This is a genomic window from Magnetospirillum sp. XM-1 (assembly GCF_001511835.1).
Taxonomy (GTDB): domain Bacteria; phylum Pseudomonadota; class Alphaproteobacteria; order Rhodospirillales; family Magnetospirillaceae; genus Phaeospirillum.
This window is the reverse complement of the sequence record NZ_LN997848.1, coordinates 4,309,596-4,335,638: the sequence shown is the minus strand read 5'-3', so window position 1 is coordinate 4,335,638 and position 26,043 is coordinate 4,309,596. Positions and strand designations below refer to the sequence as shown.

The following is a 26,043-nucleotide window of genomic DNA, read 5'->3' as shown; positions in this document are numbered from 1 at the left end:
GCCATGGACGGCGGCTTCTCCGCCATCTTCATCCGCCGCCCGGTGGCGACCATGCTGCTGGCGCTGGGGCTGTTCCTCACCGGCATGGTGGCCTTCGACCGGCTGCCGGTGGCGCCGCTGCCCAAGGTGGACTTTCCCACCATCGCGGTGTCGGCCAAGCTGCCCGGCGCCGACCCCGCCACCATGGCCGCCACGGTGGCCGCGCCGCTGGAGCGCCGGCTGGGCGAGATTCCCGGCGTCGCCGAGATGACGTCCACCAGCACCCAGGGCGGCACCTCCATCACCGTGCAGTTCGACCTGGACCGCTCCATCAACGGTGCCGCCCACGACGTGCAGGCGGCCATCAACGCGGCCGCCTCGGAGCTGGCCATCGACCTGCCTTCGCCCCCCACCTACCGCAAGATCAACCCGGCGGAATCGCCCATCCTGATCCTGGCGGTGACCTCGGAATCGCTGTCCTCGGCGCGTGTGTTCGACGCCGCCGACGCCATCCTGGCCAGCCGCATCTCCCAGGTGGACGGGGTGGCGCAGGTGTCGCTGTCGGGCGCCGAGAAGCCGGCGGTCCGCGTCCGGGTCAATCCCGGCCAGCTGGCGGCCATGGGCGTCGGGCTCGAAGACGTGCGAAGCGCGCTCGCGGCGGCCAACGTCAACGCCCCCAAGGGCAGCCTGGACGGCGCCCATGAGGCCATGAGCATCAGCGCCAACGACCAGCTGTTTTCCGCCAGCGCCTATGCGCCGCTGATCGTCAAGTCGGCCAATGGCGCCATCGTGCGCCTGTCGGCGGTGGCGTCCGTGGTGGATTCGGTGGAGAACACGCGCCTGGGCGGCTGGTTCAACCGCGACAAGGGCGTGCTGGTGATCATCAGCAAGCAGCCGGGCGCCAACGTGGTCGAGACGGTGGACCGCATCAAGGAGATCCTGCCCCAGCTCCGGCGCTGGATGCCGGCCGGCACCAAGGTCTCGGTGGTCTCGGACCGCACCATCAACATCCGCGGCAATCTCGAGGACGTGGAGACCACGCTCGCCATCTCCATCGGCCTGGTGATCATGGTGGTCTATCTGACGCTGGGCCGCATGACGCCCACCGTGGCGGCCTCGGTCACCGTGCCGCTGTCGCTGGCCGCCACCTTCGCCTTCATGTGGCTGGTGGGCTATTCGCTCAACAACATCTCGCTGATGGCGGTGACCATCTCGGTGGGCTTCGTGGTCGACGACGCCATCGTGATGATCGAGAACATCTCGCGCCACATGGAAAAGGGCGAGGGGCCCTTGGAAGCCGCCATCAAGGGGTCGAAGGAGATCGTCTTCACCGTCATCTCCATCACGCTCTCGCTGGTGGCGGTGTTCATTCCCCTGCTGTTCATGGGCGGCGTCCTGGGCCGGCTGTTCCGCGAATTCGCCGTGACGCTGTCGGTGGCGATCATCGTCTCGGCGGTGGTGTCGCTCACCGTGACGCCCACCCTGTTCGGCCACCTGATGGTCATGCGGCCCAAGCAGCGCCCGCTGTCCGGCCTGGCCAAGGCGGGCGAGACGGCCATGGTCTGGCTGGAGCGGGCCTACGAGCGCAGCCTGGGGCACGCGCTGGCCCATCGCCGCCTGATGCTGGCGGTGACGCTGGGCACCGTGGCGCTGACCGTCTTCCTGTACGGCCAGGTGGCCAAGGGCTTCTTTCCGCCCCAGGACACCGGGCTGGTGTTCGCCAGCGTCGAGGGCCGGGTCGACATCTCGTTCCGTACCATCGCCGAGCGCCAGCAGAAGGTGGCCGAGGTGGTGCTGTCCGACCCGGCGGTGGAGGGGCTGGGGTCCTTCGTCGGCGCCAGCGGTTTCGGCACCAGCCACACGGGCCGCATGTTCATCAGCCTGAAGCCCCTGGGCGAGCGCAAGGAATCGGCCCAGGACGTCATCAACCGTCTGCGGCCCAAGCTGGCCAGGGTCGAGGGCGTCTCGGTCTTCCTGATGGCGGGCCAGGACATCCGTATCGGCGGGCGCATGGGCAAGGCCCAGTTCCAGTTCGTACTGTTCAGCGAATCCCTGGAGGAACTGCGCGAATGGACGCCCAAGCTGGTGGAGCGCCTGAAGGCCGAGCCCGGGCTGGTGGACGTCTCGTCCGACCAGGACGCCGCCATTCCCCAGACCCAGGTGGTGGTGGACCGCGACGCCGCCGCCCGGCTGGGCGTTTCCATGACCGACGTGGATCAGGTGCTGCAGAACGCCTTCGCCCAGCGGCAGGTCTCGACCATCTATACCCAGCGCAACCAGTACAAGGTGGTGCTCGAGGTGGACCCCCGCTTCCAGGAGGATCCGTCCTCGCTGCACCTGCTGTGGGTCAAGTCCAAGGACGGCCGCCAGGTGCCGCTGGACGCCCTGGCCCGCTTCGAGCCCTCCACCGCCCCGGTCTCGGTGGCCCACCAGGGCCAGTTCCCGGCGGCGACGCTGACCTTCAACCTCGCTCCCGGCGTGCCCCTGGGCGACGCGGCCATCCGCCTGCAGGCGGCGGCCCGCGACATCGGCCTGCCGGCCGGCGTGCGCTGGGAATTCGCCGGCAACGCCAAGGTCTTCGCCGAATCGCTCAAGGACCAGCCGGTGCTGATCCTGGCCGCCCTGCTGGCCATCTACATCGTGCTGGGGGTACTTTACGAAAGCCTGCTCCACCCCATCACCATCATCTCGACCCTGCCGTCGGCGGGCATCGGGGCGCTGCTGGCCCTGATGGGCACCAATACCGAGCTGACCCTGATCAGCGTCATCGGCGTGTTCCTGCTGATGGGCATCGTCAAGAAGAACGGCATCCTGATGGTGGACTTCGCCATCGAGGCCGAGCGAAGGGGCGCGCCGCCGCTCGACGCCATCCTCGATGCCTGCCGCACCCGTTTCCGTCCCATCACCATGACCACGCTCACCGCCCTTCTGGGCGCCGTGCCGCTGGCGCTGGCCTCGGGCCCGGGCGGCGCGCTGAGAAGGCCGCTGGGTATCGCCATCGTCGGCGGGCTGCTGCTGTCCCAGCTGCTGACCCTCTACACCACGCCGGTGGTCTATCTGTGGATGGCGCGGCTGTCGGCCTGGCGCAAGGGACGGGGCAAGGAGGCGGCGGCATGAGCAGTTCAGCCTTCCGCCGCATCCTCCATCTCGCGCAGCCGGCGCATCACCGTGGTGGGGTGCAGACCCAGTTCGCGGGCCAGGGCGGCGAAGCTGCGCCCTTCCGCCATCTCGGCCTTGAGGCGGCCCAGCGTCACCGCGTCCAGCTTGCGCGGCCGTCCCGGGCGGCTTCCCGACAGGGAGGCCTGCTCCACCCCCGCCTGCCGGCGGGTGGCGGTCAGTCCGGCATCGAAGGCGGCAAGGGCGACCAGGGCGTTGCGGGCCGCCGGAATGGACGTGTCGATCTTCTCGAGCACCAGGCGCAGGGTGGCGCCGCATCCGTGGATGTGGCGACTGACCCGCAGCAGGTCGGAAATACCCGCCGCCAGATGGCCGATGGAGGGCGAGACCAGCACATCGCCCCGGTCCAGCCCCTTGAGCAGCTGGGAGCGGGAATCGGCCCGTCCCACCGGATCGGACTCGATGCGCAGGCAGCGTTCGGCGCGCAGCACCGCCAGGGGGGCGGCGGCCTCGTCGCCGTCGATCCGGCGGAAATACCCGACGATCATCGCCCTTCGGCCCTTGTTGTCACCAGGGCCGAAAGTAGCGTCTTTCCACAGCTTGTCCACACTTTATGCAGTATGGTTTTGCACGATGCGGCATGGCGACGTCCGCGGTGTCGCCGTCACATGCTGGACGGAAGTCTGCGGTGCGGACAATTACGCACGATATTTTTGCACGGTCGGTATGAACCGCCTGTGACAGCAGCCCGATATTTCCGGCTTCGAAATATCAACGCCCGTGATAGTCGTTGAGCCGAGGACCCGAGGAGAGCCCGACGTGATGAAAAAAGCCGTTTCCGCCCTGGTTCTGACCAGCCTGCTGTCGGCCTGCTCCATGGGTGACGCCTATGTGAAGCCCGAGACGCCGTCGCCGGCAGGGTGGAAGAACACGGCGCAAGCCAATGTGTGGCCCAGCGCCGATTGGTGGCGCCAATTCGGCTCGGTCCGGCTCGACGAACTGATGGGCCGGGCCCAGACCGCCAATTTCGATCTGGCCGCCGCCACCGCCCGGGTGCGCCAGGCCGACGCCCAGCTGGGGATCGCAGGCGCCTCGCTGCTGCCCTCGCTGTCGGCTTCGGCCAGCGAGACGCGGGCGCGGGCCTCCAGGGCGGCCAGCACCACCTCAACCTCCAAGGCGCGCCACACCAGCACCACCAGCGCCACGCTCACCGCCAGCTACGAGATCGATTTCTGGGGCAAGAACGCGGCGGCCGTGGATTCCGCCCAGGCCGCCGCCCAGGCGTCGCGCTTCGACCTGCAGACGGCGACGCTGACCGCCCAGTCGGGGGTGGCGACCACCTATTTCGAGATCCTGGGCCTGGCCGAACGCATCCGGCTGGTCCGCGAGTCCATCGCCAATTCCGAGGGCATCCTGGCGGTGTTCCAGGACCGCCTGCGGGCCGGCACCGCCACCTCGCTGGACGTGGCGCAGCAAGAAAGCGTGCTGGCGGCCCAAAAGGCCACCCTGGCGCCGCTGGAGCGCCAGATGCGCCAGGACTACAACGCGCTCGCCATCCTCACCGGCCGCCTGCCCGAGGAATTCGGGCTGGTGCCCGAGACCCTGGGAGCGCTCCGCGTGCCGGTGGTGGGCGCCGGGCTGCCGTCCGAGCTGCTGGCGCGCCGTCCCGACGTGCAATCGGCCGAGGCGTCCTTGCGCGCCGCCAACGCCGACATCGCGGCGGCCCGCGCCGCGTGGTTCCCGGCCATCTCGCTGACCGGGCAGGGCGGGTTCCAGAGCCTGGACCTGTTGAAGATGATGACGGCCGAAAGCCTGTTGTGGTCGGTGGCCTCCAGCGCCACCCAGACTATCTTCGACGGCGGCAAGATCGCCGGCACCGTCGAGCAGAAGCGGGCCCGCTTCGAGGAACTGTCCCAGACCTACCGCAAGGCGGTGGCCTCGGCCTTCTCGGACGTGGAAAACGCCCTGATCGCCGTGGAGAAGGCCGCCGAGGAAGTCGACGCCCAGCGCAATTCCGAATCCACCTCGCGCCGCGCCTTCGAGATCGCCCAGGCCCAGCTGGCCGGCGGCATCGTCGACGTCACCACCGTGCTCAACACCCAGAAGACCCTGTTCTCGGCCCAGGATTCCCTGGCCCAGGCCCGGCTGGGGCAGATGCAGGCCATCGTCGGGCTCTACAAGGCCCTGGGCGGCGGCTGGCAGGCGGGACGGTGATGATTGATCGATAAAATCGATTTTAAAAACGATATTAACTCATTTCAATCGATCAACCGCTTTCGATAGGGTCTGTCCATCGGTTCACACCACGGAGATGACCCCAATGGCCTTCAATCCTGCCTCCCCCACCATCGCCAACCTCGAAGCGGCTTTCGCCGGCGAGTCCATGGCCAACCGCAAGTACCTGTACTTCGCCCGCCGGGCTCGCGAGTTGGGCGCCGTCGAGGTGGCGGAGGTCTTCGAGCGCACCGCCGAGCAGGAAACCGCCCACGCCTTCGGCCACCTTGAACTGCTCTATCCCAAGGCCGAACTGACGGTTGAGAAGATGCTGCAGCTGGCCATCGACGGCGAGACCTACGAGTACACCGAGATGTACCCGAAGTTCCGCCACCTGGCCGAGCAGGAGGGCAACAAGGCCGCGGTCGCCGAGATGGACGAACAGATCGCCGAGTCCCAGGAGCACGCCGAGCGCTTCGCCAAGATCCTCGCCACCGCCGCCAAGCGCTTTGCCGCCCTGGCCAAGGTCGAGGAACGGCACGCCGGGCACTACCAGGCGACCCTGAACGCCCACAAGGGCTGAATTCACCTCCAACCCCAATTCCAACCGGAGGAACAATCATGAAGAAGTATGTCTGTGTCGTGTGTGGCTTCGTTTACGACCCGGCCGTCGGCATGCCCGACGACGGCATCCCGGCCGGCACCCCGTTCGAAGCCATCCCCGACGACTGGACCTGCCCCGATTGCGGCGTGTCCAAGTCGGACTTCGAAGTCCAGGAGGACTAGGCCATGGAGAACGCCGCCCAAAACGGTGTGGTCATCCTCGGCAGCGGGCTGGGGGGATATACCCTGGCCCGCGAACTGAGGAAGGCGGACGCCAACGTCGCCATCACCATCGTCACCGCCGACGGCGGCGAATCCTACTCCAAGCCCATGCTGTCCGCCGCCTTCGCCCAGGGCAAGGATGCCGCCTCGCTGGTGCAGAAGGGGCCTGAACAGATGGCGGCCGACCTGCGGGCCACCGTCCTTCCCCGTCACCGGGTCGCCGCCATCCGCCGCGACGCCCATGTGGTGGTGGTGCGCCGTCCCGACGGCACCGAGTTCGAACTGGGCTATACCAAGCTGGTGCTGGCCATCGGCGCCGACCCCCGGCCCTATTGGGTCGAAGGCTGCGAGGCGGCCGAGATCCGCACCGTCAACGATCTCGACGATTACGCCGCCTGGCGCGCCGCCCTGACGCCGGGCGCCCGCGTCCTGCTGGTGGGTGCCGGCCTGATCGGTTCGGAATTCGCCAACGACCTGGCCGGATCGGGCCACCACGTCACCGTGGTCGACCCGGCGCCCTGGCCGCTCGGCCGCCTGCTGCCGCAGGCGCTGGGGGACGAGATGGCCAAGGCGCTGGGCGGCGTGGGCGTCACCTTCCATCTCGGCCGCTCGGTGACCCATTGGAACAAGGGCCGCGCCGCGCTCGACGATTCCACCATGATCGCCTACGACCAGGCGCTGTCGGCCATCGGTCTGGTGCCGCGCACCCGGCTGGCCTTCGAGGCGGGGCTGAAGGTGGAGCGGGGCGTCGTGGTCGACCGCCACTTGCGCACCTCGGACCCCGACATCTTCGCCATCGGCGACTGCGCCGAGACGCCGGCCGGGCCGCTGCCCTTCGTCCTGCCGCTGATGGCCGAGGCCAAGGCCCTGGCCGCCACCCTGGCCGGCGCCGAGACGGAGTTGAAGCTTCCGGCGCTGCCCGTGGTGGTCAAGACCCCGGCCCTGCCCATGGTGGTCTGCCCGCCCGCTCCCGGCGCCGCCGGCGAATGGGTGATGGAGGGTGAGGGCCGTGACCGCAAGGCGCTGTTCGTCTCCCCCGATGGCCGCAAGCTGGGTTTCGCCCTGTCGGGCGCGCGGGCGGGCGAGCGTCAGGCCCTGGCGAAGGAGATGCCTGACCTGTTGTGACAAACGTCAAATGATGCTTTGCTTGCGGCCGGATGGGTAGACAAGTAGGGGGGAGTTTTCCGATGAAGCTTCAGTTTGCCGCTTTCGCCGCAATCATGGCCCTGGCCGGGACGGCGCTGGCCGCCGACCCGCCGGCCGCCTTCACGCCGTGCAAGGCCTGCCACAAGGTCGAGGCCGGCGCCAACGGCGTGGGGCCCAGCCTGTTCGGCGTGGCCGGCTCCAAGGCGGGCACGGCGGCGGCGGGCTTCAAGTATTCCCCGGCCATGACCGGCTGGGGAAAGACCTGGGATGACGCCAATCTGGCGGCCTATCTGGCCAATCCCAAGGAGACCATTCCCGGCAACAAGATGGTGTTCGCCGGCACCAAGAATCCCGACGACGTGGCGGCGCTGATCGCCTACATGAAGACGCTGAAGTAGCGGGAACAGGGGCGGCGGCGCACGCCGCCCCTTGATTCTAGCGTCCCCGCGCTTCTTCCGCCGCATGGGCGGCGGCCGCGCGGGCGTGGTACCCGGCCACCATCTTTCTGATCACCACGTAGAAGATGGGCGTGAACACCAGCCCGAAGCCGGTGACGCCCAGCATGCCGAAGAACACGGCGGTGCCTAGGCTCTGGCGCATCTCGGCGCCTGCGCCGGTGCCGATCACCAGGGGCAGCACGCCCAGCACGAAGGCCAGCGAGGTCATCAGGATGGGACGCAGGCGGGTGCGGCCGGCATGGACGGCGGCCTCGATGCGGTCCATGCCCTCGGATTCCGCCTGCCGGGCGAACTCGACGATCAGGATGGCATTCTTGGCCGCCAGTCCGATCAGCACGATGAAGCCGATCTGGGCCAGGATGTTGATGGGCAGGCCGCGGATGATCAGGCCTGTGACGGCGGCCAGCAGGCACATGGGCACGATCAGCACCACGGCGGCCGGCAGCGACCAGCTTTCATACTGGGCGGCCAGCAGCAGGAAGACGAACAGCACGGACGCCGCGAAGACGAACAGCCCGTTGTTGCCGGCCAGCAATTCCTGCAGCGCCAGCTCGGTCCATTCGAAGCCGAAGCCGTCGGGCAGCCGTTCGGCGGCCAGGGCCTTCATCTGCTCCAGCGCGTAGCCCGAGGCGTAGCCCGGCGCCGCCGCGCCCTGCACCTCGGCCGCCGGGAACAGGTTGTAGCGCGGCACGCGGTAGGGGCCGGTGTCGAAGCGGAATTCCGCCACCGCGCCCAACGGCACCATCTGGCCCTTGTCGTTCCTGACCCGGATGGCGGCGATGTCGTCGATTTCCTTGCGGAAGGGATAGTCGGCCTGGGCGGTGACGCGGTAGGTGCGGCCCAGGTAGTTGAACTCGTTGACGAAGCTCGATCCCAGATAGACCTGCAGCGCCTCGGAGATGCGCTCGGTGGACACGCCCAGCATCTGGGCCTTCACCCGGTCGATGTCGGCGTAGACGTTGGGCGTGCGCGTGTTGAACAGGGCGAACATGCCCGACAGGCCGGGCACCTTGGCGGCGGCGGCGGCCATGTCCTGGGCCGCCTCCTCCAGCGCCTTGGAACCGCGCCCGCCCTTGTCCTGCAGCATCATCTTGAAGCCGCCGGCCGTGCCGATGCCGCGCACCGGCGGCGGCTGGATCGGGATGATCATGGCGTCCTGGACCGAGGCCAGGCGCTTCCTCAGATCGGCCAGGATGACGTTGGACGACAGCCCCTGGGCATAGCGCTCCTTGAAGGGCTTCAAGGGCGTGAATACCGTGGCGGCGTTGGACGCGTTGGTGAAGGTCGAGGCGTCCAGGCCGGCGATCACCACGGTGTGGCCGACGCCGGGGGTCTCGGCCATGATGTTGGAGACCCGCTTGACCACGTCGTCGGTGCGCGACAGCGAGGCGCCGGGCGGCAGCTGCACCACGGCGATCAGGTAGCCCTGGTCCATTTCCGGGATGAAGCCCTTGGGCGTCTTGTAGAACTCGAAGCCCGCCAGGCCGATCAGGCCGGCATAGAGCACCAGCATGATGCCCGATTTCCTCACCACCGAGCGGGTCAGGCTGCCATAGCCGCCGGCCATGCGGTCGAAGCCGGTGTTGAATTTGGCAAAGAACAGGGCGACATACCGCTTCCACCCCGTCTCGTCGTGGTGGTCCAGCGGGCCGTGGCCGCGGAACAGAAGGGCGCACAGCGCGGGCGAGAGCGTCAGCGAGACGATCAGCGAGATCACCGTCGAGGCGGCGATGGTCACCGCGAACTGGCGGAAGAACTGGCCCGAGATGCCGGGAATGAAGGCGGCGGGAATGAACACCGCGCACAGCACCAGGGCGATGGAGATCAGCGCGCTGCCCACCTCGTCCATGGTCTGGTGCGAGGCGGAGCGGGCGTTCATGCCGTCCTTCATGTTGCGCTCGACGTTTTCGACCACCACGATGGCGTCGTCGACCACGATGCCCACCGCCAGCACCAGGCCGAACAGCGACAGGTTGTTGAGCGAATAGCCCAGGGCGCCCAGCACGGCGAAGGTGCCCACCAGCGACACCGGGATGGCGGCCAGCGGAATCAGCGAGGCGCGCCAGGTCTGCAGGAACAGGATCACCACCACCACCACCAGCAGCACCGCCTCGAAGATGGTGCTGATCACTTCTTTCACCGACTGGGCGATGAACTGGGTGGGGTTGTAGGCGATGGTGTAGGAGACGCCCGACGGGAAGGTCTTGGACAGTTCCTCGACCTTGGTCACCACCCGCTCGGCGGTGGCCAGCGCGTTGGAGCCGGGGCGCTGGAACACGCCGACCGGAATGGCGTTCTTGCCATTCAAATAGCCGTTGATGCTGTAGTCCTGGGCGCCGAGCTCGATGCGGCCCACGTCTTTCAGACGCACCACCCGGCCCTGGGAATCGGCCTTGACGATCACCTCGCCGAACTGGGCGGGATCGATCAGGCGGCCCATGGTCTGGACCGAGAACTGGAAGGCGCCCTGCTGGGGCTGGGGCGGCTGATCCAGCACGCCCGCCGCGATCTGCACGTTCTGGGCCTGCAGCGCCTTGACCACCTCGCCGGCGGTCAGGTTGCGGGCCGCCGCCTTGTCCGGGTCGATCCACACCCGCATGGCGTAGTCGCGCGCGCCGAAGATGCGCACGTCGCCCACGCCGTCCAGGCGGGCCAGCACGTCGATCATCTGCAGCGAGGCGAAATTGGAGAGATACAGCTGATCGCGCGAGCCGTCGGGCGAGTTCAGGTGAACCACCAGCAGCATGTCGGGCGAGTTCTTGGCCACCGTCACGCCGATGCGCTTGACGTCGTCGGGCAGGCGCGCCGTAGCCACCGCGACGCGGTTCTGCACCAGCACCTGGGCGGTGTCGAGATTGGTGCCGAGCGCGAAGGTCACCGTCAGCTTCAGGTTGCCGTCGCCGGTGGACTGGCTGTTCATGTACAGCATGTTCTCGACGCCGTTGATCTGCTGTTCCAGCGGCGTGGCGACGGTGTCGGCGACCACCTGGGCCGAGGCGCCGGGATAGGACGCGCTGACCACGATGGTGGGCGGCGCGATCTCGGGGTACTGGGCCACCGGCAGGGCGAAATAGGTGATGCCGCCGATGATGGTGATCAGGACGGACACCACCGTGGCGAAGATGGGGCGGTCGATGAAGAAGTGGGACAGGCGCATCGTGAGGGGGCTCCCGTCCCGCTATTGGATCTTGCCGGGTTGGGCGGTGACCTTGGCCCCCGGCCGGGCGCGCATCAGGCCGTTGATGATCACCTCGTCGTCGGGGGCGAGGCCGTCCTTGATCACCCGCAGCGTTCCGTCCTTGGGGCCCAGGCGGACCACCTTCGGCGTCACGGTGCCGTCTTTCACGGTCATCACCAGCTTGCGCGACTGGTCGGTGGCCACCGCCGAATCGGGGATCAGCAGGGCCTGGTAGGTATCCGAGGCCGCCAGGCGCACCCGGGCGAAGGCCCCAGCGGGAATGCGCCCTTCCGGATTGTCCACCAGGGCGCGGACGCGGATGGTGCCGGTGCCGCGGTCGATCTGGTTATCGACGAAGTCGATGCGGCCGTCCCGCTTTTCCTCGCCGACGGTCAGCTGGACGACGGCGCCCACCAGCGGCCCGCGCTTGGACAGTGCCAGGAAGTCGCTCTCGGGCATGTCGAAGCCCATCTGGATGGGGTCCTGGGACACGATCGAGGTCAGCAGGGTCGGCGACGCCACATTGGGGCCGCCGGTGACCAGATTGCCGACGCTGACCTGCTTGGCGCTGATCCGTCCCGAGATGGGGGCGGTGATGCGGGTGAACTGCAGGTTCAGCTCGGCGTCGCGCACGGCGGCCATGGCGGCCTGGGCGCCGGCGCCGGCGCCCCTGGATTCCTCGGTGCGCTGGTCGAGCGTGCTTTCGGCGACGAATTCCTTGCGGTTCAGCTCGCTGGCCCGCGCCAGCTGGCGCCGCGCGAATTCCTTGGTGCCCGACGCCTGGTCCAGCTTGGCCCGGGCCGAGGCCAGGGCGATTTCGTAGGGGCGCGGGTCGATGACGAACAGCAGGTCGCCCTTGTTGACCATCTGCCCGTCGGTGAAATGCACCTCGGTCAGGTAGCCGCTGACCCGGGCGCGCACCTCGACGTAATCCTGGGCGGCGAACTGTCCGGTATAGTCGTTCCAGTCGATGACCGAGCGGGTAAGCGGCTGCGCCACCGTCACCGGCGGTCCGCCCGCCGGTTGCGCCCCGGCCGGGGTGGGCGAGGACGACGAGAACGAGGCGATTCCCGCCGCCACTCCCAGCAAGGCCAGGCCGCCCAGCAACAGGACGGGAAGCGAAAGCTTAAGGCGGCTGGGTGAACTATCCATGATCCGGTCCCGTATCGGCGAAAGTGTCTGGAAAGAATGGTCATGGCCGTTCCCGGGCACAAGCCGCCGGCCATACTGAACTGAACGGTTCGGTTTTAGCGAGCGGCGGGGCGGTCGGTCAACAAGGGAAGCACTCGGCCGGCCCTGGAGCAGGCCCTATTATTGTAGACTATACGTTCAGCATGTATTGTTCCGGGTATGGACGCACGCCAGCCAGAACCGGGCTCGAAGACGTTGCTCGGCAGTGCCGGGCCTGTCGTGCTGCGTCCGGTCAACGCGTGGCGGGCCCGCCTTCTGGCGGCCATCGTGGTTCCCTGTCTGGCGGCGCTGAGCATCTGGCAGGCGGTGGGGGCCTACCGCAAGGAGGTTTCCGACACCGAATATCTGGTCCAGGCCCTGGCCCGGGTCTCGGAGGAGCACATCGCGGGCGTCCTGCGCGGCATCGACCAGCTGCTGTCCGAGATGCAGGAGGCGGCGCCGGGCGGCCGTCTGCAGGACCCCACCCGCGCCCTGGCCACCCTGGGCAACCGGATGAAGTTCATCCCCGAGATCCGCAGCGCCGTGTTCATCGACGCCAAGGGGGTGATGATCGCCGGAACCCTGCCGAGCATGAGCGGCACGGACGTCCATGACCGCGAGTACTTCAAGGACCTGCTCGACGACCCCCTGCGCTCGGTGGCCATCAGCGCGCCGCTGCAAAGCCGGGTGGTGGCGGGCCACAGCGTCGTGGTCGCCCGTCCCATCCGCGGCGGAGACGGCGCATTGCAGGGCGTGGTGGCGGTTTCGCTGGACCCCAAGATCTTCGAGGACGAACTGCACACCATCGTGCCCCGCGACGGCGGGCGCGCCACCCTGATACGTGACGACGGGGTCATCCTGGCGCGCCTGCCCGACAGCGAGAAATGGCGCGGCAAATCCGTTGCCGACGGCGAGGTGATGCGGCGTCTCGGGAACGCGCCGATGGGCTCCATCGTCGGCCCCTCGGTGACCGACGGCCGCGATCGGGTGCTGGCCTATCGCCATCTGGAGAACCATCCGCTGGTGATCGTGGTCGGGATGTCCCTGTCCGAGGCTCTGGCGGTCTGGCGCCGCGACGTGACCTTCCAGGGAAGCGCGGCCCTGATCCTGGCGCTGCTCACCGTCGGGCTGGCGGTGATCTCCGACCGCCGCCTGGCCGAGCGCCAGCGCATCCAGCAGGCCCTGGCGGCCAGCGAGGCCCGCTACCGCATGCTGACCGAGCATTCTCCGGTCGGCGTGTTCCAGAGCGACGCCGACGGCACCTGCCTCTACGTCAACGAGCGCTGGCTGGACCTGGCGGGCCGCACCCGCGAGCAAATGCTGGGCGGCAAGTGGTGCGACGTGGTCCATCCCGACGACCGCGATGCGGTGGGGGAATTGTGGCGGCACCATATGCGCGGCGAAGGCGAGTTCCTGGCCGAGATGCGTCTGGTGCGCGGCGATGGCTCCATCCGCTGGGTGCGCGGCCATGCCGCCGCCCTGTCCGACGAGGCGGGGCCGGCGGGCGGTTTGGTGGGCACCATCGAGGACATCACCGCCGCCAAGCTGGCTGAGCGGCGCCTCAGGGTGTCCGAGGAGAAGTTCGCCAAGGCCTTCCAGGCCAGCCCCGACGCCATGGTGATTTCCGCCACGAGGGATGGGCGCTACATCGAGCTGAACGACGCCTTCTCCGCCATGCTGGGCTATTCCCGCGACGAGTTCATGGGGAATACGGCTCTGGGCCTGGGCGTCTGGGCGGAGCCCGAGGACCGCGCCCGGCTGGTGAAGCTGATCCGCCGGGACGGCCAGGTCTCTGATTTCGGCACCCGGCTGCGGCGCAAGGACGGCAGCGTGCTGGACGTGCTGATCTCGGTGCAGGAGGTGGTGCTCGACGATCTCGACTGCCTGCTGTTCATCTGCCGGGACGTCAGCTTCGCCAAGGAGGCCGAGGCCCGCACCCAGGACCTGCTGGCCCGGCTCGACGCCTCCAACAAGGAACTGGAGCAGTTCGCCTACGTCACCTCCCACGACCTGCAGGAGCCGCTGCGCATGATCGCCGGCTACGCCCAGCTGATCGAGCGCCGCTATCGCGGACGGCTGGACGCCGACGCCGACGAGTTCATCGATTTCCTGGTGGACGGGGCCAAGCGGATGCAGGCCATGATCCACGACCTGCTGGAATACTCCCGCGTCGAGCGGCTGGGCGGAAAGTTCAGCGAATTTTCCATGGCCGAGGTGCTCGACGACGCGCGGAGCAACCTAGGCGCCGCCCTGGCCGAGACCGGCGGCCGGCTCGAGGTCGGCCCCATGCCGACGGTCGTCGCTGACCGGTTGCAGATGCTGCGGCTGTTCCAGAACCTGATCGGCAACGCCCTGAAATACCGTTCGCCCGAGCGCCCGCCCGAGGTGACCGTTTCCGCCGAGGAACTGCCGGACGGCTGGGCCTTCGCGGTCAGGGACAACGGCATCGGCATCGATCCGTCCTATTTCGACCGCATCTTCCTGGTGTTCCAGCGACTCCATACCCGCGAACACTACGATGGAACCGGCATCGGGCTGGCCATCTGCAAGAAGATCGTCGAACGGCATGGCGGGCGCATCCGGGTGGAATCGACTCCCGGATGGGGAAGTACTTTCAGCTTCACTCTCCGTAAAACCTAAGGTTGAGTTCAGGCCTTATTGCATAGCGGCGCTTATCCGGATGGGCTAGGTTTTCCGCCATGCTGGTGTCGATGCAAGGTTGAGTGTGCCCTTGATGAGAAAGTTGCGACTTCGTGTGATGGTTGATGTCTAAACGTATGGCGCCAAAGACAATCAAGTTGGGTATGGCTTTGCTGGAGGTATATTTTTACTGTGGATTGTGGCGATATTATAAGGCCATTCTTTATATTGTCCCTAATTGTCTCCGTCTAGACTGTGATAAATAAAGGTTATAATTGTCTCGGGTGAATGCCGTATATTGACCTTTTCTCGCAATCCATCGTATCATGCAGAGTGGTGCGAGGTGGCTGTCGCGTGCCGGGGATGGCGCGTGGGCGGATGATGGCGAGAAGAGGGTGGCATGGCGCCAAGGGATGTAGCGACCGATGCGGTCGGCACGGTTCAGACTCTGAGCGGTGCCGCCGAGGTTCGGCGGGCCGACGGATCAGTTCAGACGCTCAATAAGGGCGACGCCATTTTCGAGGGCGACACGCTCCTCACCAAGGCCGGCGGCGCGGTCGGCGTGGTGTTCGGCGACGGCACCACCATGTCGCTGGGCGAGAAGGGCAAGATGGTCATCGACAAGATGACCTTCGATCCCGAGAGCAAGACCGGCGAGGGCACGCTCAACGTCCAGGCGGGCGCCTTCGCCCTGGTGTCCGGCCAGTTGGCCAAGTCCGCTCCCGACGCGCTGTCCCTGAAGACGCCGACCATGACCGTGGGCATCCGCGGCACCGGTCTGGTGGGCAACGGCCAGACCGTCGCCATGATGCAGGAAAAGGGCGAGGTCACCGGCGAAGTCTTCATCACCACCAATTCCGGCCAGTCCATCACGCTGAACGCCCCCGGCCAGGCCGCCAGCCTGTCGCCCAGCGGGCAGCTCACCCAGCAGACCCTGTCGCCGCAGCAGGTCATGCAACTGGGCGGCACCGCCGCCTTCAACCTGCCCAACGCCCAGAATCTGCTGTCCAACAGCTACAGCCAGGCCGCCTCCCAGGCCCAGCAGCAATACCAGCAACAGCAGCAACAGCAGCAACAGCAGCAACAGGAGGTCAAGCCGCCGCCTCCGCCGCCTCCGCCGCCCGAGAAGCCTCCGACCTCGCTGCTCGAGGCGCTCCAGAAGATCGGTGTCGACGTCAAGGTCTTCATCGATCAGGTGAGGCCTGTTCCGCCCCGGCCGGACGACAGTAAGCCTCCGCCTCCGCCTCCGCCGCCGCCGACCCCGCCCGATCTGAAGAAGTTCCTGGCCGACGCGCTGCAGGCCGCCACCGACGCGGCGGCGGCGGTCACCGCCGCCCGGGCGCTGCTCAGCCAGATGGTCAGCGCGGCGTTCGCCGGGGCGACCGCCGGCGACGCGACGCTGAATGCGCTGTACAACAGCGTTCACGCGCAGTTGGCCGTCGTCAACGCCGCGGTCACGACCGCCAATAAGGCGCTGGCCGACGCCAATGCGGCGGCGGGCAATTTAAAGGGGCTGGTTGCCGCCGATCTGGCGCAGATTCAGGTGTCCGTCAACGCCGCCACCACCTCGGCGGCGTCGCTCACCGCCATGGACGCCACGGCGCTCTCCTACAAGAACGATCCCACGGCGGCCACCTCCAATCTGGTCAACGCCTGGACCGCCGACTGGGTCTCCACCTCCGACCATACCGTCTATAACGACCTGCACACGGCGGAGGCCAAGGTCACCACCGCCCAGGCGACGGTGGACGCCGATCTGGCCCTCCTGGCGACGAAGACCGCCGCCATCAATGCGCTCCGCGACGGCGAGACCGTGGCGGCGGGCGCTTTCCAGACCGCCGTCGCCAAGCAGAGCGCTCTCGATTCCGCCCTGGCGACCGCCCTTTACAACAAGACAGACGCCGCCCACGCCGTGGCGGCCTGGGGCACGGATTACCGCAGCGACCTGTCGGGCGCCTCCTCGGACATGAGCTCGGCCGCCGCCGCCGTGGCCGGAACGGCCCGCGACACTCTGATCGCCGCCGCGCAAGCCAAGATCGACGCCGCCCAGGCCCTGGCCCTGGCCGGTCACAATCTGGCGGTGGTGAACTATTACAACGCCCTCAATCCGGCCAGTGCGCTGGATTCCGCCACCGTGGCCACCTTTGTCGCCGACGGCGCCAATTCGGCGGTGCTGGCCGCCGCCACGACGGCCGCCGGGGCGGCCACCGACACCCATTCCACCGCCTATTTCATCGCCCAGGCGGTGGTGCGCTATTACAACTCGCTTGCCACCACCGCCGTTCATCTGGCCACCGACCTGGCTACCGCCAAGGCGTTCGTGGCGGCCAATCCCGTGGTCGTCCAGGCGGCCATGGCCAACGACCCGACCACGGGCTATTACGTGGTCAAGTACTACAACGAGACCCATCCGGCGGTGGCCACCGACGACGCCTCGGTCACCACCTGGATTGCCGCCAATGCCGCCTTCGTCACCACCGCCGAGGGTGCGGATCTGGCGACGCAGTCCTGGAAGGTTGCGCAGCAGGTGGCCGACGCCGCCGAGGCGGCGCTGACCAGCCTCAACCACGCCGATGCCACGGCGGTGTCCGCCGCCGCCACGGTGGTCGGCCAGGCCTCGAACGCGGCGGTCAGCCTGCAAAGCTATTACAGCGACATTTCGGCGGTGCGCGATTCGTCCTACACGACGGCGCTTTCCGACTCCAACACCCAGCTGGGCGTCACCCTGGCGGCGGAGCACGAATACAATCTGAAGGAAGACGCAATCGCTGTTGCCCAGGCGGCGGCGGCGGCCCAGTTGAACACCACGGTCGCCGACATGGATACCCTGGGCACGCTGCAGGCCGCCGAGGCCGCCGCCCAGTGGCGCTTCGAGGCCTCCGACGCCGCCGCCGACGCGTTCTACCTGCACGAGGTGTCGACCGCGCTGGCCCTGGTGCAGAGCCACGCCGACACCGCCTTGGCCAAGGCCGGCACCTCGGGGACCGCCAATCACGACGGCGGCGGCCATGCGCTGGATGCCGCCACCGCCGCCGCCGACGCCAAGTCGGCCGGCGACACTGCCTATGGCCTGTACCAGGGCGACGTCAACTATTCCTTCCTGAATAACAATCCGGCCGACGGCAAGGATCCGAGCACGGCCAGCGGGCATTACGAGTACTACCACAACCAGGCCTCCGACGCCGTCGCCGTGGCCGTCCAGATGGACGCCGACGCCCTGGCCGCCAAGAACAGCGCCGCCAGCGCCCTGACGGCGCTGCAGGCGGTCATCGCCGACGCCCAGAAGTACGACGCCTATTCCGCTTCCATGGCCACCAGCCTGTCCAACGCCCAGGCGGCGGTGGCCAGTGCCAATGCCGCCTATGATTCCGCCCACCAGTATCTGGCCAGCGCCCAGGCCGCCCTAGCCCTGGTGGTGGCGACCGACCCGCTGCCGCCCGCCACGGTCAACGCCCTGAACGGCACACTGGGCAGCCAGGCGGCCCAGGCCGATACCGTGGCGCTCGCCAAGATCAAGCAGGATGCCGCCACCGAGGCCAACGAGGCCTCGTACCAGCTGCAATTGGCCGAGAACGCCCTGGCCCAGGCGCTGAACGCCAAGACCCGCTTCAACACCTACACCAATGCCGACGGCACCAACGTCGACACCAACGTCACCGCGCTGAACACCGCCTATGACGACGCCCTGGCGGCGCGCAACGCCGCTTCCGCCGCCAAGGATCAGGCGGTGGCCGCCAACGTCACGGTTCAGGCCGCCGTAACCATCGTCGCCGCCAAGGCGGCCCTGGCCAATGTGGACACGGCGCTTTCCGACGTCACCACCCAGGCCGCCCTGGCTCAGACCAAGGCCGACCTCGCCAGTTCCAAGGCCGCAGACGTGGCCAGCGCGGTGGCCACCGCCGCCAAGAACGCCGTCGTCAACACCTACGCCGCCGCCGCCGCCGCCGCCGCCGCCGACGCGGTGACCAAGCTGGCCGCCGCCAAGGCGGCGCTGGCCGCCATGAGCCTTGCGTCCAACGCCACCACGGACGTGAACGCCGCCGCCGCCGCCGCCCTGGCCGACAAGACCGCCGCCGCCGCCGCCTATGGCAGCGCCCAGACCAAGCTGGCCCTGATCGACACGGTGGCGACGGGGGTCAACACCCTGGGCGGCTCGACCGCCGTCACCAACGCGGCCAAGAGCATCGCGTCCCTGCAGTCCCTGGCCCAGGCAGGCGTTTCCGACGCCCAGCAGGACAGCCAGAAGGCCACCAACAATTCCGACCAGGCGCAATACGTGGCGACCGGCGCCGCCGCCAAGCACGAAGCCCTGGTTTCCGCCCAGGCCGCCCAGGATGCCGCCGCCGCCGCCGCCGCCACCGCCGCCGCCGAGGCTGCCGCCTCCATCGCCGCCAAGCAGGCGGTGCGCGCCGCCGCCGAGAGCCAGGCCGAGACCACCGCCGCCGTCATGCGCGACGAGGCCCATACGGCCGCCGGCAATTCCGCCCTGCTGAGCTACAACGCCGGAACGCAGACCGGCCTGGACACCGCCGCCAAGACCTACACGGTGGCCAACGCGACGCAAACCAGCGTCACCGTCACCGACGCGGTGACCGCCGAGATCCAGACCTATCTGGATTTCTGGTCCGGCAACCTGTCCAAGGTCGCCGCCGACGCCGCCCTGGCCAAGACCTACGCCGATCTGGCCCAGGCCAAGTTCGACGCCGCTGTGCTGGCGGGGACGGGCTACCAGCAGGCCGCCGACGAGATCGCCTCGGCCGCCACCTACCTCACCACCGCCAAGAGCGCCGCCGCCGCCGCCGCCGCCCTGGCCACCACCGCCGCCGATTACGCTACCGCCGCCGATTCGTGGCGGGCCGGCACGCTGATCAGCAACCGCATCAATTCAGGCGCCGCCACCACCACCGCCACCACGGCGTGGACATCGGCCAAGAACGCCTATGACGCCGCCTATACCGCCGCCGCGTCGGCCCGTTCCGACGCCGATTCCGCCCTGGTGGCCCAGGCTTCGGCGAATGCGGCCCTGGTGTCGCAGCAAAGCTCGCTGCATACCGCCCTGTACAAGCTGCTGGATGCTCTCGGCCAGACCCCGGCCTATGCGCCGAACCATACACCGGACTCGGAATTCGTGGCCGGCCTGGTGACCAAGGTCAACGCCTATGCCGGAACCTCGCTGTCGGCCTCGGCCACCGAGGCGCAGATTTCCGCGGCCCTCACCGCCAAATGGAATGCGACGCCCGGCGATCTGGTGCAGTCGGCCTGGCACGACGCCTATGATTCCGCCTACAACGCCTATGTCAACGCCGCGACGTCGTCGGCTCAGGCCGATTCCGCCGCCACTGCCGCCGTAAGCCGCTCGGACAGCCTGCAGACCCAGCTCGACGCCGCGTCCGCCGCCTTTACCCTGGCCCAGAACAACCTGTCGTCCGCCGCCGCCGCCCAGACCTCGTCCGAGACCCTGGAAATCGCCGGCGAACAGGTGGCCGAGCGCCAGGCCGACGCCCTGCTGGAAGACGCCCGCAGCCATTCCGCCACCTACCTTGCCACCGCCACCACCGAGGCCTCCGAGGCCGCCACCCATGCCGCCACCGTGGCCGCCAAGGCCGCCGACGCCGCCACCGCTTTCGGCGCCCACGACACCGCCGCGCTGACCACCGCCATCAACGCGGCCACCACTGCGCGCAACGACGCCATCGCCGACGACACCTCCGCCGCCGCCGCCGTCACCGCCGCCGACAGCGCCCTGGCCGACGCGCTGACCGCCTACAACCTGGCGAATACCACCATCTCCAACCTGGCCAATGCCCAGTCCCAGGCCAAGGCCGCCTGGGAGCAGGCGCTGGCGCAGGCGCAGGCCGATTATGCCGAGGTGGTGGCCTTCAACGCCGAGGTTCATCGCCTCTACGACCTGACCCACGCCCGGCGTCTGGCCGCCGACAACGCCTTCTCCCAGGTCGAGGCGGTGCAGCAGCAGTTCAACGCCGCCAACGCCGCCGACGCCGCCGCCGCCGTGACGGCGGCCACCGCCGCGCTGGCCAAGGCCAATTCCGCCGATACGGATGCCGACACCGCCTACGCCAAGGCGCAGCAATCCGCCAACCTGATCGACGGCACCGCCAATGACGGCGCCGGGGTGACCGATGTCCGCACCAAGTTCAACGACGCCTATACCGACGCCACCGGCCGCGTCACCAGCCTGACCACCGCCATCAACAACGCCATTGCCACCCTGGCCGGCATCACCGGACAGGACAAGACGGCGGCCAATGCGGCGATCGCCGCCGCCCAGACCGCCATCACCACCGCCAATACCACCCTGTCGGGCCTGAGCGCCCAGGCCAATACCGCGCTCACCCAGGCCAACACCGCCGCTTCCAACGCGCAGACCGCCGACAACAATGCCGGCAGCGCGGCGGCCAACGCCCTGACCGCGAAGAACAACGCCGATACCGCCGCCGGCCTCAGCGATGCCGCGACCGCCAAGACCGAAGCCGCCGCCGCCGCCGCCGCCGCCAAGTCCGCCGCCGATTACGCCGCCACCGCCCAGTCCGAGGCCGCTATCGCCGCCTCCAAGGTGTCGCTGGTCGCCAATCTGCAATCCCAGGCGGGCACCGCCGTGTCGGGGCTGGCCGCTCTGGTCACCACCGCCGTCAACCAGACCACCATCTTGTCGGCGCGGGCCTCCGCCACCTCGTCGCACGCCACCGCGACCACCGACCGCGGCACGGCCCTGACCGACAAGGACGCCATCGTCGCCGCCATCGGCACCTCGGGCACCGCCAACAGCGAGGCCGGCAAGCTGGCCGCCATCACCGCGCTTTACAACACCTGGGTCCTGAACAAGACCGCCGCCACGTCCGCCGATCCCCAGGCCTACGCCCTGATCGACGCCGCCTACAAGCAGGCCATCCAGGCCGACGCCATCGCCACCGCCGCCAAGACCAAGGCGCTGGACCTGTTCGACAAGGCCAACTCCACCTTGGACGTGGAAGGCCAGCTGACCGCCGCCGCCACGGCCAAGGCCGCCGCCCTGGCCGCCGTGGACGCCCAGGACGCGCTGAAGGCCGCCGCCGACGCCAAGGCCGCCGCCGATCTGGTCGCCCAGTACAAGGCGCTGATCGCCTCGGCCAAGGCGACGGTGCTGTCGGTCTACGATCCGGCCTCGCCCAATGCCGGCACCATCGCCACCCAGCTGGCCAGCGCCAATACCGCCGCCACCTCCCTTGCGGCGGCCACCTCGGCCAAGACCTATGCCGACGCCGCCGCGACTGCCGCCGCCACGGCGGCCGCCCAGGAACTGATCGCGACGGACAAGGCGGCGCTGGCCAAGACCGAGGCCGCCGCCGCCGCCGCCGACGCGGCGTCCGCCGCCAACACCATTATCGCCAATCCCACCGCCAACATCTCGGCGCTGATCACTTCGGCGGCGGCCCATGCCGCCGCCGCCCACCAGGCCTCGGTGGACGCCGCCGCGGCGGCCGCCCTGACCGAGACCGCCAAGACCACTGCCACCACCGCCTACAATTCGGCGGTCACCGCCGCCACCGGCCAGAGCGCCGGGTCCGCCGCCCAGGGCTATGTGACCAAGGCCCTGGCCTCGATGAACGCGGCCACCGCGTCGGATTCCGCCGCCGACATCGCCGCCGCGGCCGCGTCCGGCGCCGATTCCAAGGCCGCCGCCGCCTCGGCCGCCGCCGCCCAGGCCGCCACGGACGCTACCGCCGCCCTGGTCAAGGCCATCGACGCCATCGAGGGCGAGGTCGTCTCCCAGGCCGCCAAGTCCGAGGCCGACAAGACTCTCGCCAATGCCCAGTACGCGGTGGCGCGGGATGCCTACGACGACAGCAACGCCGGCACCACCACCGACATCCATGGCCGCCTGACCACGGTCATCGGCAACATGCAGACCTGGTACAGCGACCATCTCTCCGTGCTGGGCACGGCGACGCTGGCGACGCTGTCCACCCTGATCACCAAGGCCGGGGACCTCGATGCCCTGGCGGCCGCCAAGGTCGCCGCCGCCAACACCGCCGCCGGTCTGGTGACCGGGGCCGACAGCGCCATCGACCAGAACGTCATCGACGTGGGCGTTCTGTCGGGCAAGACCACTCCGGTGTCGGCCGACTACACCGCCGCCCTGACCGAGCGCACCGATACCGCGACCCAGCTCGCCATCGCCGACAACCAGACCGCCATCGCCAAGGCGGCCGCCCAGGCGGTGCTGCAGATTCAAAGCAACGTGGGCGCTATCGAGGACGGCTTCACCAATTTCAAGAGCCAGGTCGGCCAGACCATCAAGGCCCTGAACGAAGCGGCCGTGAAGACCGCCCAGACCAACGCGGCGGCCGTGGCCGTGGCCGATGCCGGCAGCGTCAACGAGAACATCGGCGTCACCACCAATTCGGTGACCGTCAACGTCCTGGCCAACGACAAGCATTTCGACGGCAGCGCCTTCGATTCCAACACCGCCCTGGTGGACGACAGCGTGGTGATCTCGGCGGTGGGCAGCGCCGCCCACGGCACGGTCGTGTTGGTCGGCAACACCATCGTCTATACGCCCAACAAGTATTTCTCGGGCACCGAGACCATCACCTACACGCTGACCGACACCGCCACCCTGAACGTTGCCCAGAGCAAGATCGAAAGCACCGACGCCGCCGTGAAGACGGTCAGCAGCGTGTTCACCTCCACGGGCACGCTGACCATCACGGTCAACCACATCAACGTGCCGCCGACCGTTTCGGCGATCACCGTGGCCGGCGTGGAGAACACCTCGGGCACCCAGACCGTGGCCCTGTCGGCCAGCACCTTCACCAACTCCTATACCGACCTCAACAACCAGGCGCTGGCCAAGATCCAGATCACCGGGCTCACCAGCCACGGCACCTTGCTGCTGAACGGCACGGCGGTGACGCTGAACCAGGAGATCACCGCGGCGCAGCTGGGCAACCTGACCTATCGCGCCGACCGCTACTACAACGGCAACGACACCTTCCAGTGGAAGGCCTCGGACGGCGAGGTCTATTCCACTTCGGCCGCCACCGCCACCGTCAGCCTCCAGGCGGTGGCCACGGCGCCGACCGTCACCACCACGGCCGCCACGGGAACGGAATCCACCGCCAGCACGGTGCAGATTCCGCTGTCCATCACCGTGGCCGACGCCGATACCAGCGACGCCATCTCGTCCATCGTGATCACCGGCGTTCCGTCGGGCGCCAGCCTGTCGGCCGGCACCATGACCAGCACGGGAACCTGGAGCCTGTCGGCCGCCCAGCTGACCAACCTCAAGCTGATTCCGGCCCAGTACTTCAATGGCGGCATCGATCTGACGGTCACGGCCAATTCCTGGGACATCGCCGACCACGCCGTCACCAACAAGACCGTCAAGACCCTGCATGTGGACGTGGCCCCGGCCATCACCGCGCCGACGCCCACCCTGATCTCCGCGTCGGATTCCGAGGACATCACGGGGGCCGCCCACACCTACGCCATCGGGATCAACAATCCCAAGCCGGACACCTCGGATTCCTACAGCCTGATCAAGCTGACGGGCGTGCCCACGGGTGCCACGCTGTCGCTGGGCAACACCGCGCTCTCGGCCGTCAACGGCACCTATACCCTGTCGTCCAGCGACGACCTGTCGAGCCTGAAGCTGACCACCCCGGCCTATTTCAGCGGGACGGTCAATCTCAGCGTCTCGGTGCAGGTCACCGACCATGCGCTGAACCAGACCTTCACCAACGTGCTGCCCTTCGTGATCGCGCCGCACGCCAACCAGGCCCCGGTGCTCACCGCCGGCACCGCCTCGTTCGGCACCACCGAGGATAGCCCGAAGACCCTGAGCGGCCTGTCCATCAGCGATTCCGACGCCCTGGGCGGCGCCCAGGAGCGGGTCAGCCTGTCGGTCGGCCATGGCAAGCTGACCCTGGGCGCGCTGACCGGCCTGACGTTTAGCGTCGGCGACGGCACCAGCGACACCTCCATGGTGTTCACCGGCACCCAGTCGGCCATCAACACGGCCCTGGCCGGCCTCAGCTACACCAACGATTCCGCCTGGTTCGGCAGCGACACCCTCAGCGTCGGGGTCAACGACCTGGGCAATTACGGCACCGGCGGCAGCAAGACCGCGTCGGGCAGCTTCGCCATCGCCGTTTCCCACGTCAACCACGCGCCGACCATCACCAGCGCGGGCGCGCTCAGCGCCAACAACCTGGTGGGCGGCACGGGGGCGGTGACGGCGTCGGATATGGACGTCATGGCCGCCGACACGCTCAGCTACTACATCTGGAACGGCGCCAGCACGCTTGTTTCGACCATGACCGCCGGCGGCATGGGCACGGTGTCCATCAACCCCACCACCGGCGTCTACACCTATCTTCCCGGCCCCACCTACATCAACTATCCGGTGGGCACCGCGTCGCACGTGGACACCTTCCAGGTGGTCGCGGTCGACAGCGCCGGCGGCACGTCCAGCGTCCAGACCATCTCGGTCACGGTGAACTATCCCGGCACCGGCTCGGCGGCCAACGAGACCTTCTACGCCAGCAGCGGCAACGACACCATCATCGGCGGCGGCGGCACCGACACCGTGATCTTCGCCGTCAGCGAGCCGACGGTGTTGGCCACCATTTCCGCCAATGCCGGTGGGACCATCACGGTGGCGAGCTCCAATGGGGGGACCGATTCCCTGGTGGGCGTCTCCACCCTGGGCTTCAGCTCCGGTGGTCAACAGGTGACGGTGAGCGGCACCGCCGGTAACCAGACCCTGACCACGGGCATTGGCGGCGATACCATCAATCTCGGCTCCGGCTTCAAGGGCATCAGCCTGGGCGACGGCGACGACACGCTGACCGTGTCCGGCGCCGACCTGGGGACCATGACCCTGGTGAGCGGCGGGGCGGGGGCCGACATCCTGAAACTGACCGCGACGCCGACTTTCGTCGCCGATACGGCGCTGGCGGGGATTTCCGGTTTCGAGACCCTGGCCCTGGCCGCCAGTTCCGCCGAGACCACCCTGTCGCTGGGCGCCACGGGCCAGGCCATCGGCCTGCAGATGGTCGACGCCTCGGCGCTGACCGGCAAGGCCACCGAGACGGTGGCGTCCGGCCTGTCGGGCAATTTCACCATCAAGGGCGGCTCGGGCGCCGACACCTACGTGGCCCCGGCCAACGCTTCGGGCACCATCACCGTCATCGACACCGCCGGCGTCAACGTGCTGGACGGTTCGCACGTTTCGGACGCGGGGCTGCGGGGCGCCCGGCAGGTCGGCAACGATCTGGTCATCGACCTTGCGGGCGGCGCCGGTGGCGGTCAGGT

General features: G+C 68.4%; 11 protein-coding genes (1 of these 11 cut by a window edge). 8 read left to right on the top strand and 3 right to left on the bottom strand.

All coding sequences use genetic code 11. From position 1 onward, the window contains the following. Nucleotides 1-3 precede the first annotated feature (3 nt). Nucleotides 4-3,096: an efflux RND transporter permease subunit gene (locus tag XM1_RS19880; protein ID WP_068436561.1), complete on the top strand. Its 3,093-nt coding sequence runs from the start codon at nt 4-6 to the stop codon at nt 3,094-3,096. Nucleotides 3,097-3,101: 5 nt separating this feature from the next. Here XM1_RS19880 and XM1_RS19875 read toward each other — a convergent pair whose 3' ends face one another. Beyond that, entirely contained in the window at nt 3,102-3,644 is a 543-nt protein-coding gene (locus tag XM1_RS19875) for a recombinase family protein (RefSeq protein WP_068436559.1), read from the bottom strand. Between the two features lie 274 nt (nt 3,645-3,918). Here XM1_RS19875 and XM1_RS19870 point away from each other — a divergent pair, with 274 nt between their 5' ends. From XM1_RS19870 to XM1_RS19850, 5 genes are all read left to right on the top strand, one after another. After that, nucleotides 3,919-5,310 (top strand): efflux transporter outer membrane subunit, encoded by a 1,392-nt coding sequence (locus XM1_RS19870; protein ID WP_231920598.1) that lies wholly within the window; start codon nt 3,919-3,921, stop codon nt 5,308-5,310. A 106-nt stretch (nt 5,311-5,416) separates the two neighbouring features. Further along, complete coding sequence (locus XM1_RS19865) at nt 5,417-5,893, top strand: rubrerythrin family protein (RefSeq protein WP_068436555.1); 477 nt, start codon at nt 5,417-5,419, stop codon at nt 5,891-5,893. A 38-nt stretch (nt 5,894-5,931) separates the two neighbouring features. Next, on the top strand, nt 5,932-6,096 hold the full coding sequence (locus XM1_RS19860) for a rubredoxin (RefSeq protein ID WP_068436553.1): 165 nt from the start codon (nt 5,932-5,934) through the stop codon (nt 6,094-6,096). A gap of 3 nt (nt 6,097-6,099) precedes the next feature. Further along, the gene (locus XM1_RS19855) at nt 6,100-7,260 is read left to right on the top strand and encodes an NAD(P)/FAD-dependent oxidoreductase (RefSeq protein ID WP_068436551.1); all 1,161 of its coding nucleotides are present in this window, start codon (nt 6,100-6,102) and stop codon (nt 7,258-7,260) included. A 62-nt stretch (nt 7,261-7,322) separates the two neighbouring features. Further along, nucleotides 7,323-7,679: a cytochrome c family protein gene (locus XM1_RS19850; protein WP_068436549.1), complete on the top strand. Its 357-nt coding sequence runs from the start codon at nt 7,323-7,325 to the stop codon at nt 7,677-7,679. A gap of 37 nt (nt 7,680-7,716) precedes the next feature. Here the strand turns inward: XM1_RS19850 and XM1_RS19845 are convergent, their stop codons facing one another. Together XM1_RS19845 and XM1_RS19840 are read right to left on the bottom strand one after the other, a co-directional pair. Beyond that, the gene (locus XM1_RS19845) at nt 7,717-10,896 is read right to left on the bottom strand and encodes an efflux RND transporter permease subunit (protein WP_068436547.1); all 3,180 of its coding nucleotides are present in this window, start codon (nt 10,894-10,896) and stop codon (nt 7,717-7,719) included. Between the two features lie 21 nt (nt 10,897-10,917). Further along, nucleotides 10,918-12,069 (bottom strand): efflux RND transporter periplasmic adaptor subunit, encoded by a 1,152-nt coding sequence (locus XM1_RS19840; RefSeq protein WP_068436545.1) that lies wholly within the window; start codon nt 12,067-12,069, stop codon nt 10,918-10,920. 198 nt (nt 12,070-12,267) lie between these two features. Between XM1_RS19840 and XM1_RS19835 the strand changes: the two genes are divergently transcribed. After that, nucleotides 12,268-14,727, top strand: coding sequence for a PAS domain S-box protein (locus tag XM1_RS19835; RefSeq protein WP_068436543.1), 2,460 nt, complete (start codon nt 12,268-12,270; stop codon nt 14,725-14,727). A gap of 400 nt (nt 14,728-15,127) precedes the next feature. Continuing rightward, on the top strand, nt 15,128-26,043 hold the 5' end (the start) of the coding sequence (locus XM1_RS19830) for a LamG-like jellyroll fold domain-containing protein (protein WP_068436541.1). 24,655 nt of this gene lie beyond the right edge of the window; only the first 10,916 of its 35,571 coding nucleotides appear in the window; the start codon lies at nt 15,128-15,130; its stop codon lies beyond the right edge, outside the window.

Excerpts from the sequence above, each read along its gene's own strand:
- XM1_RS19860 (WP_068436553.1), top strand. The coding sequence starts at position 5,932 with ATGAAGAAGTATGTCTGTGTCGTGTGTGGCTTCGTTTACGACCCGGCC.
- XM1_RS19880 (WP_068436561.1), top strand. The coding sequence starts at position 4 with ATGGACGGCGGCTTCTCCGCCATCTTCATCCGCCGCCCGGTGGCGACC.
- XM1_RS19850 (WP_068436549.1), top strand. The coding sequence starts at position 7,323 with ATGAAGCTTCAGTTTGCCGCTTTCGCCGCAATCATGGCCCTGGCCGGG.
- XM1_RS19845 (WP_068436547.1), bottom strand. The coding sequence starts at position 10,896 with ATGCGCCTGTCCCACTTCTTCATCGACCGCCCCATCTTCGCCACGGTG.
- XM1_RS19865 (WP_068436555.1), top strand. The coding sequence starts at position 5,417 with ATGGCCTTCAATCCTGCCTCCCCCACCATCGCCAACCTCGAAGCGGCT.
- XM1_RS19870 (WP_231920598.1), top strand. The coding sequence starts at position 3,919 with ATGAAAAAAGCCGTTTCCGCCCTGGTTCTGACCAGCCTGCTGTCGGCC.
- XM1_RS19835 (WP_068436543.1), top strand. The coding sequence starts at position 12,268 with ATGGACGCACGCCAGCCAGAACCGGGCTCGAAGACGTTGCTCGGCAGT.
- XM1_RS19840 (WP_068436545.1), bottom strand. The coding sequence starts at position 12,069 with ATGGATAGTTCACCCAGCCGCCTTAAGCTTTCGCTTCCCGTCCTGTTG.
- XM1_RS19875 (WP_068436559.1), bottom strand. The coding sequence starts at position 3,644 with ATGATCGTCGGGTATTTCCGCCGGATCGACGGCGACGAGGCCGCCGCC.
- XM1_RS19855 (WP_068436551.1), top strand. The coding sequence starts at position 6,100 with ATGGAGAACGCCGCCCAAAACGGTGTGGTCATCCTCGGCAGCGGGCTG.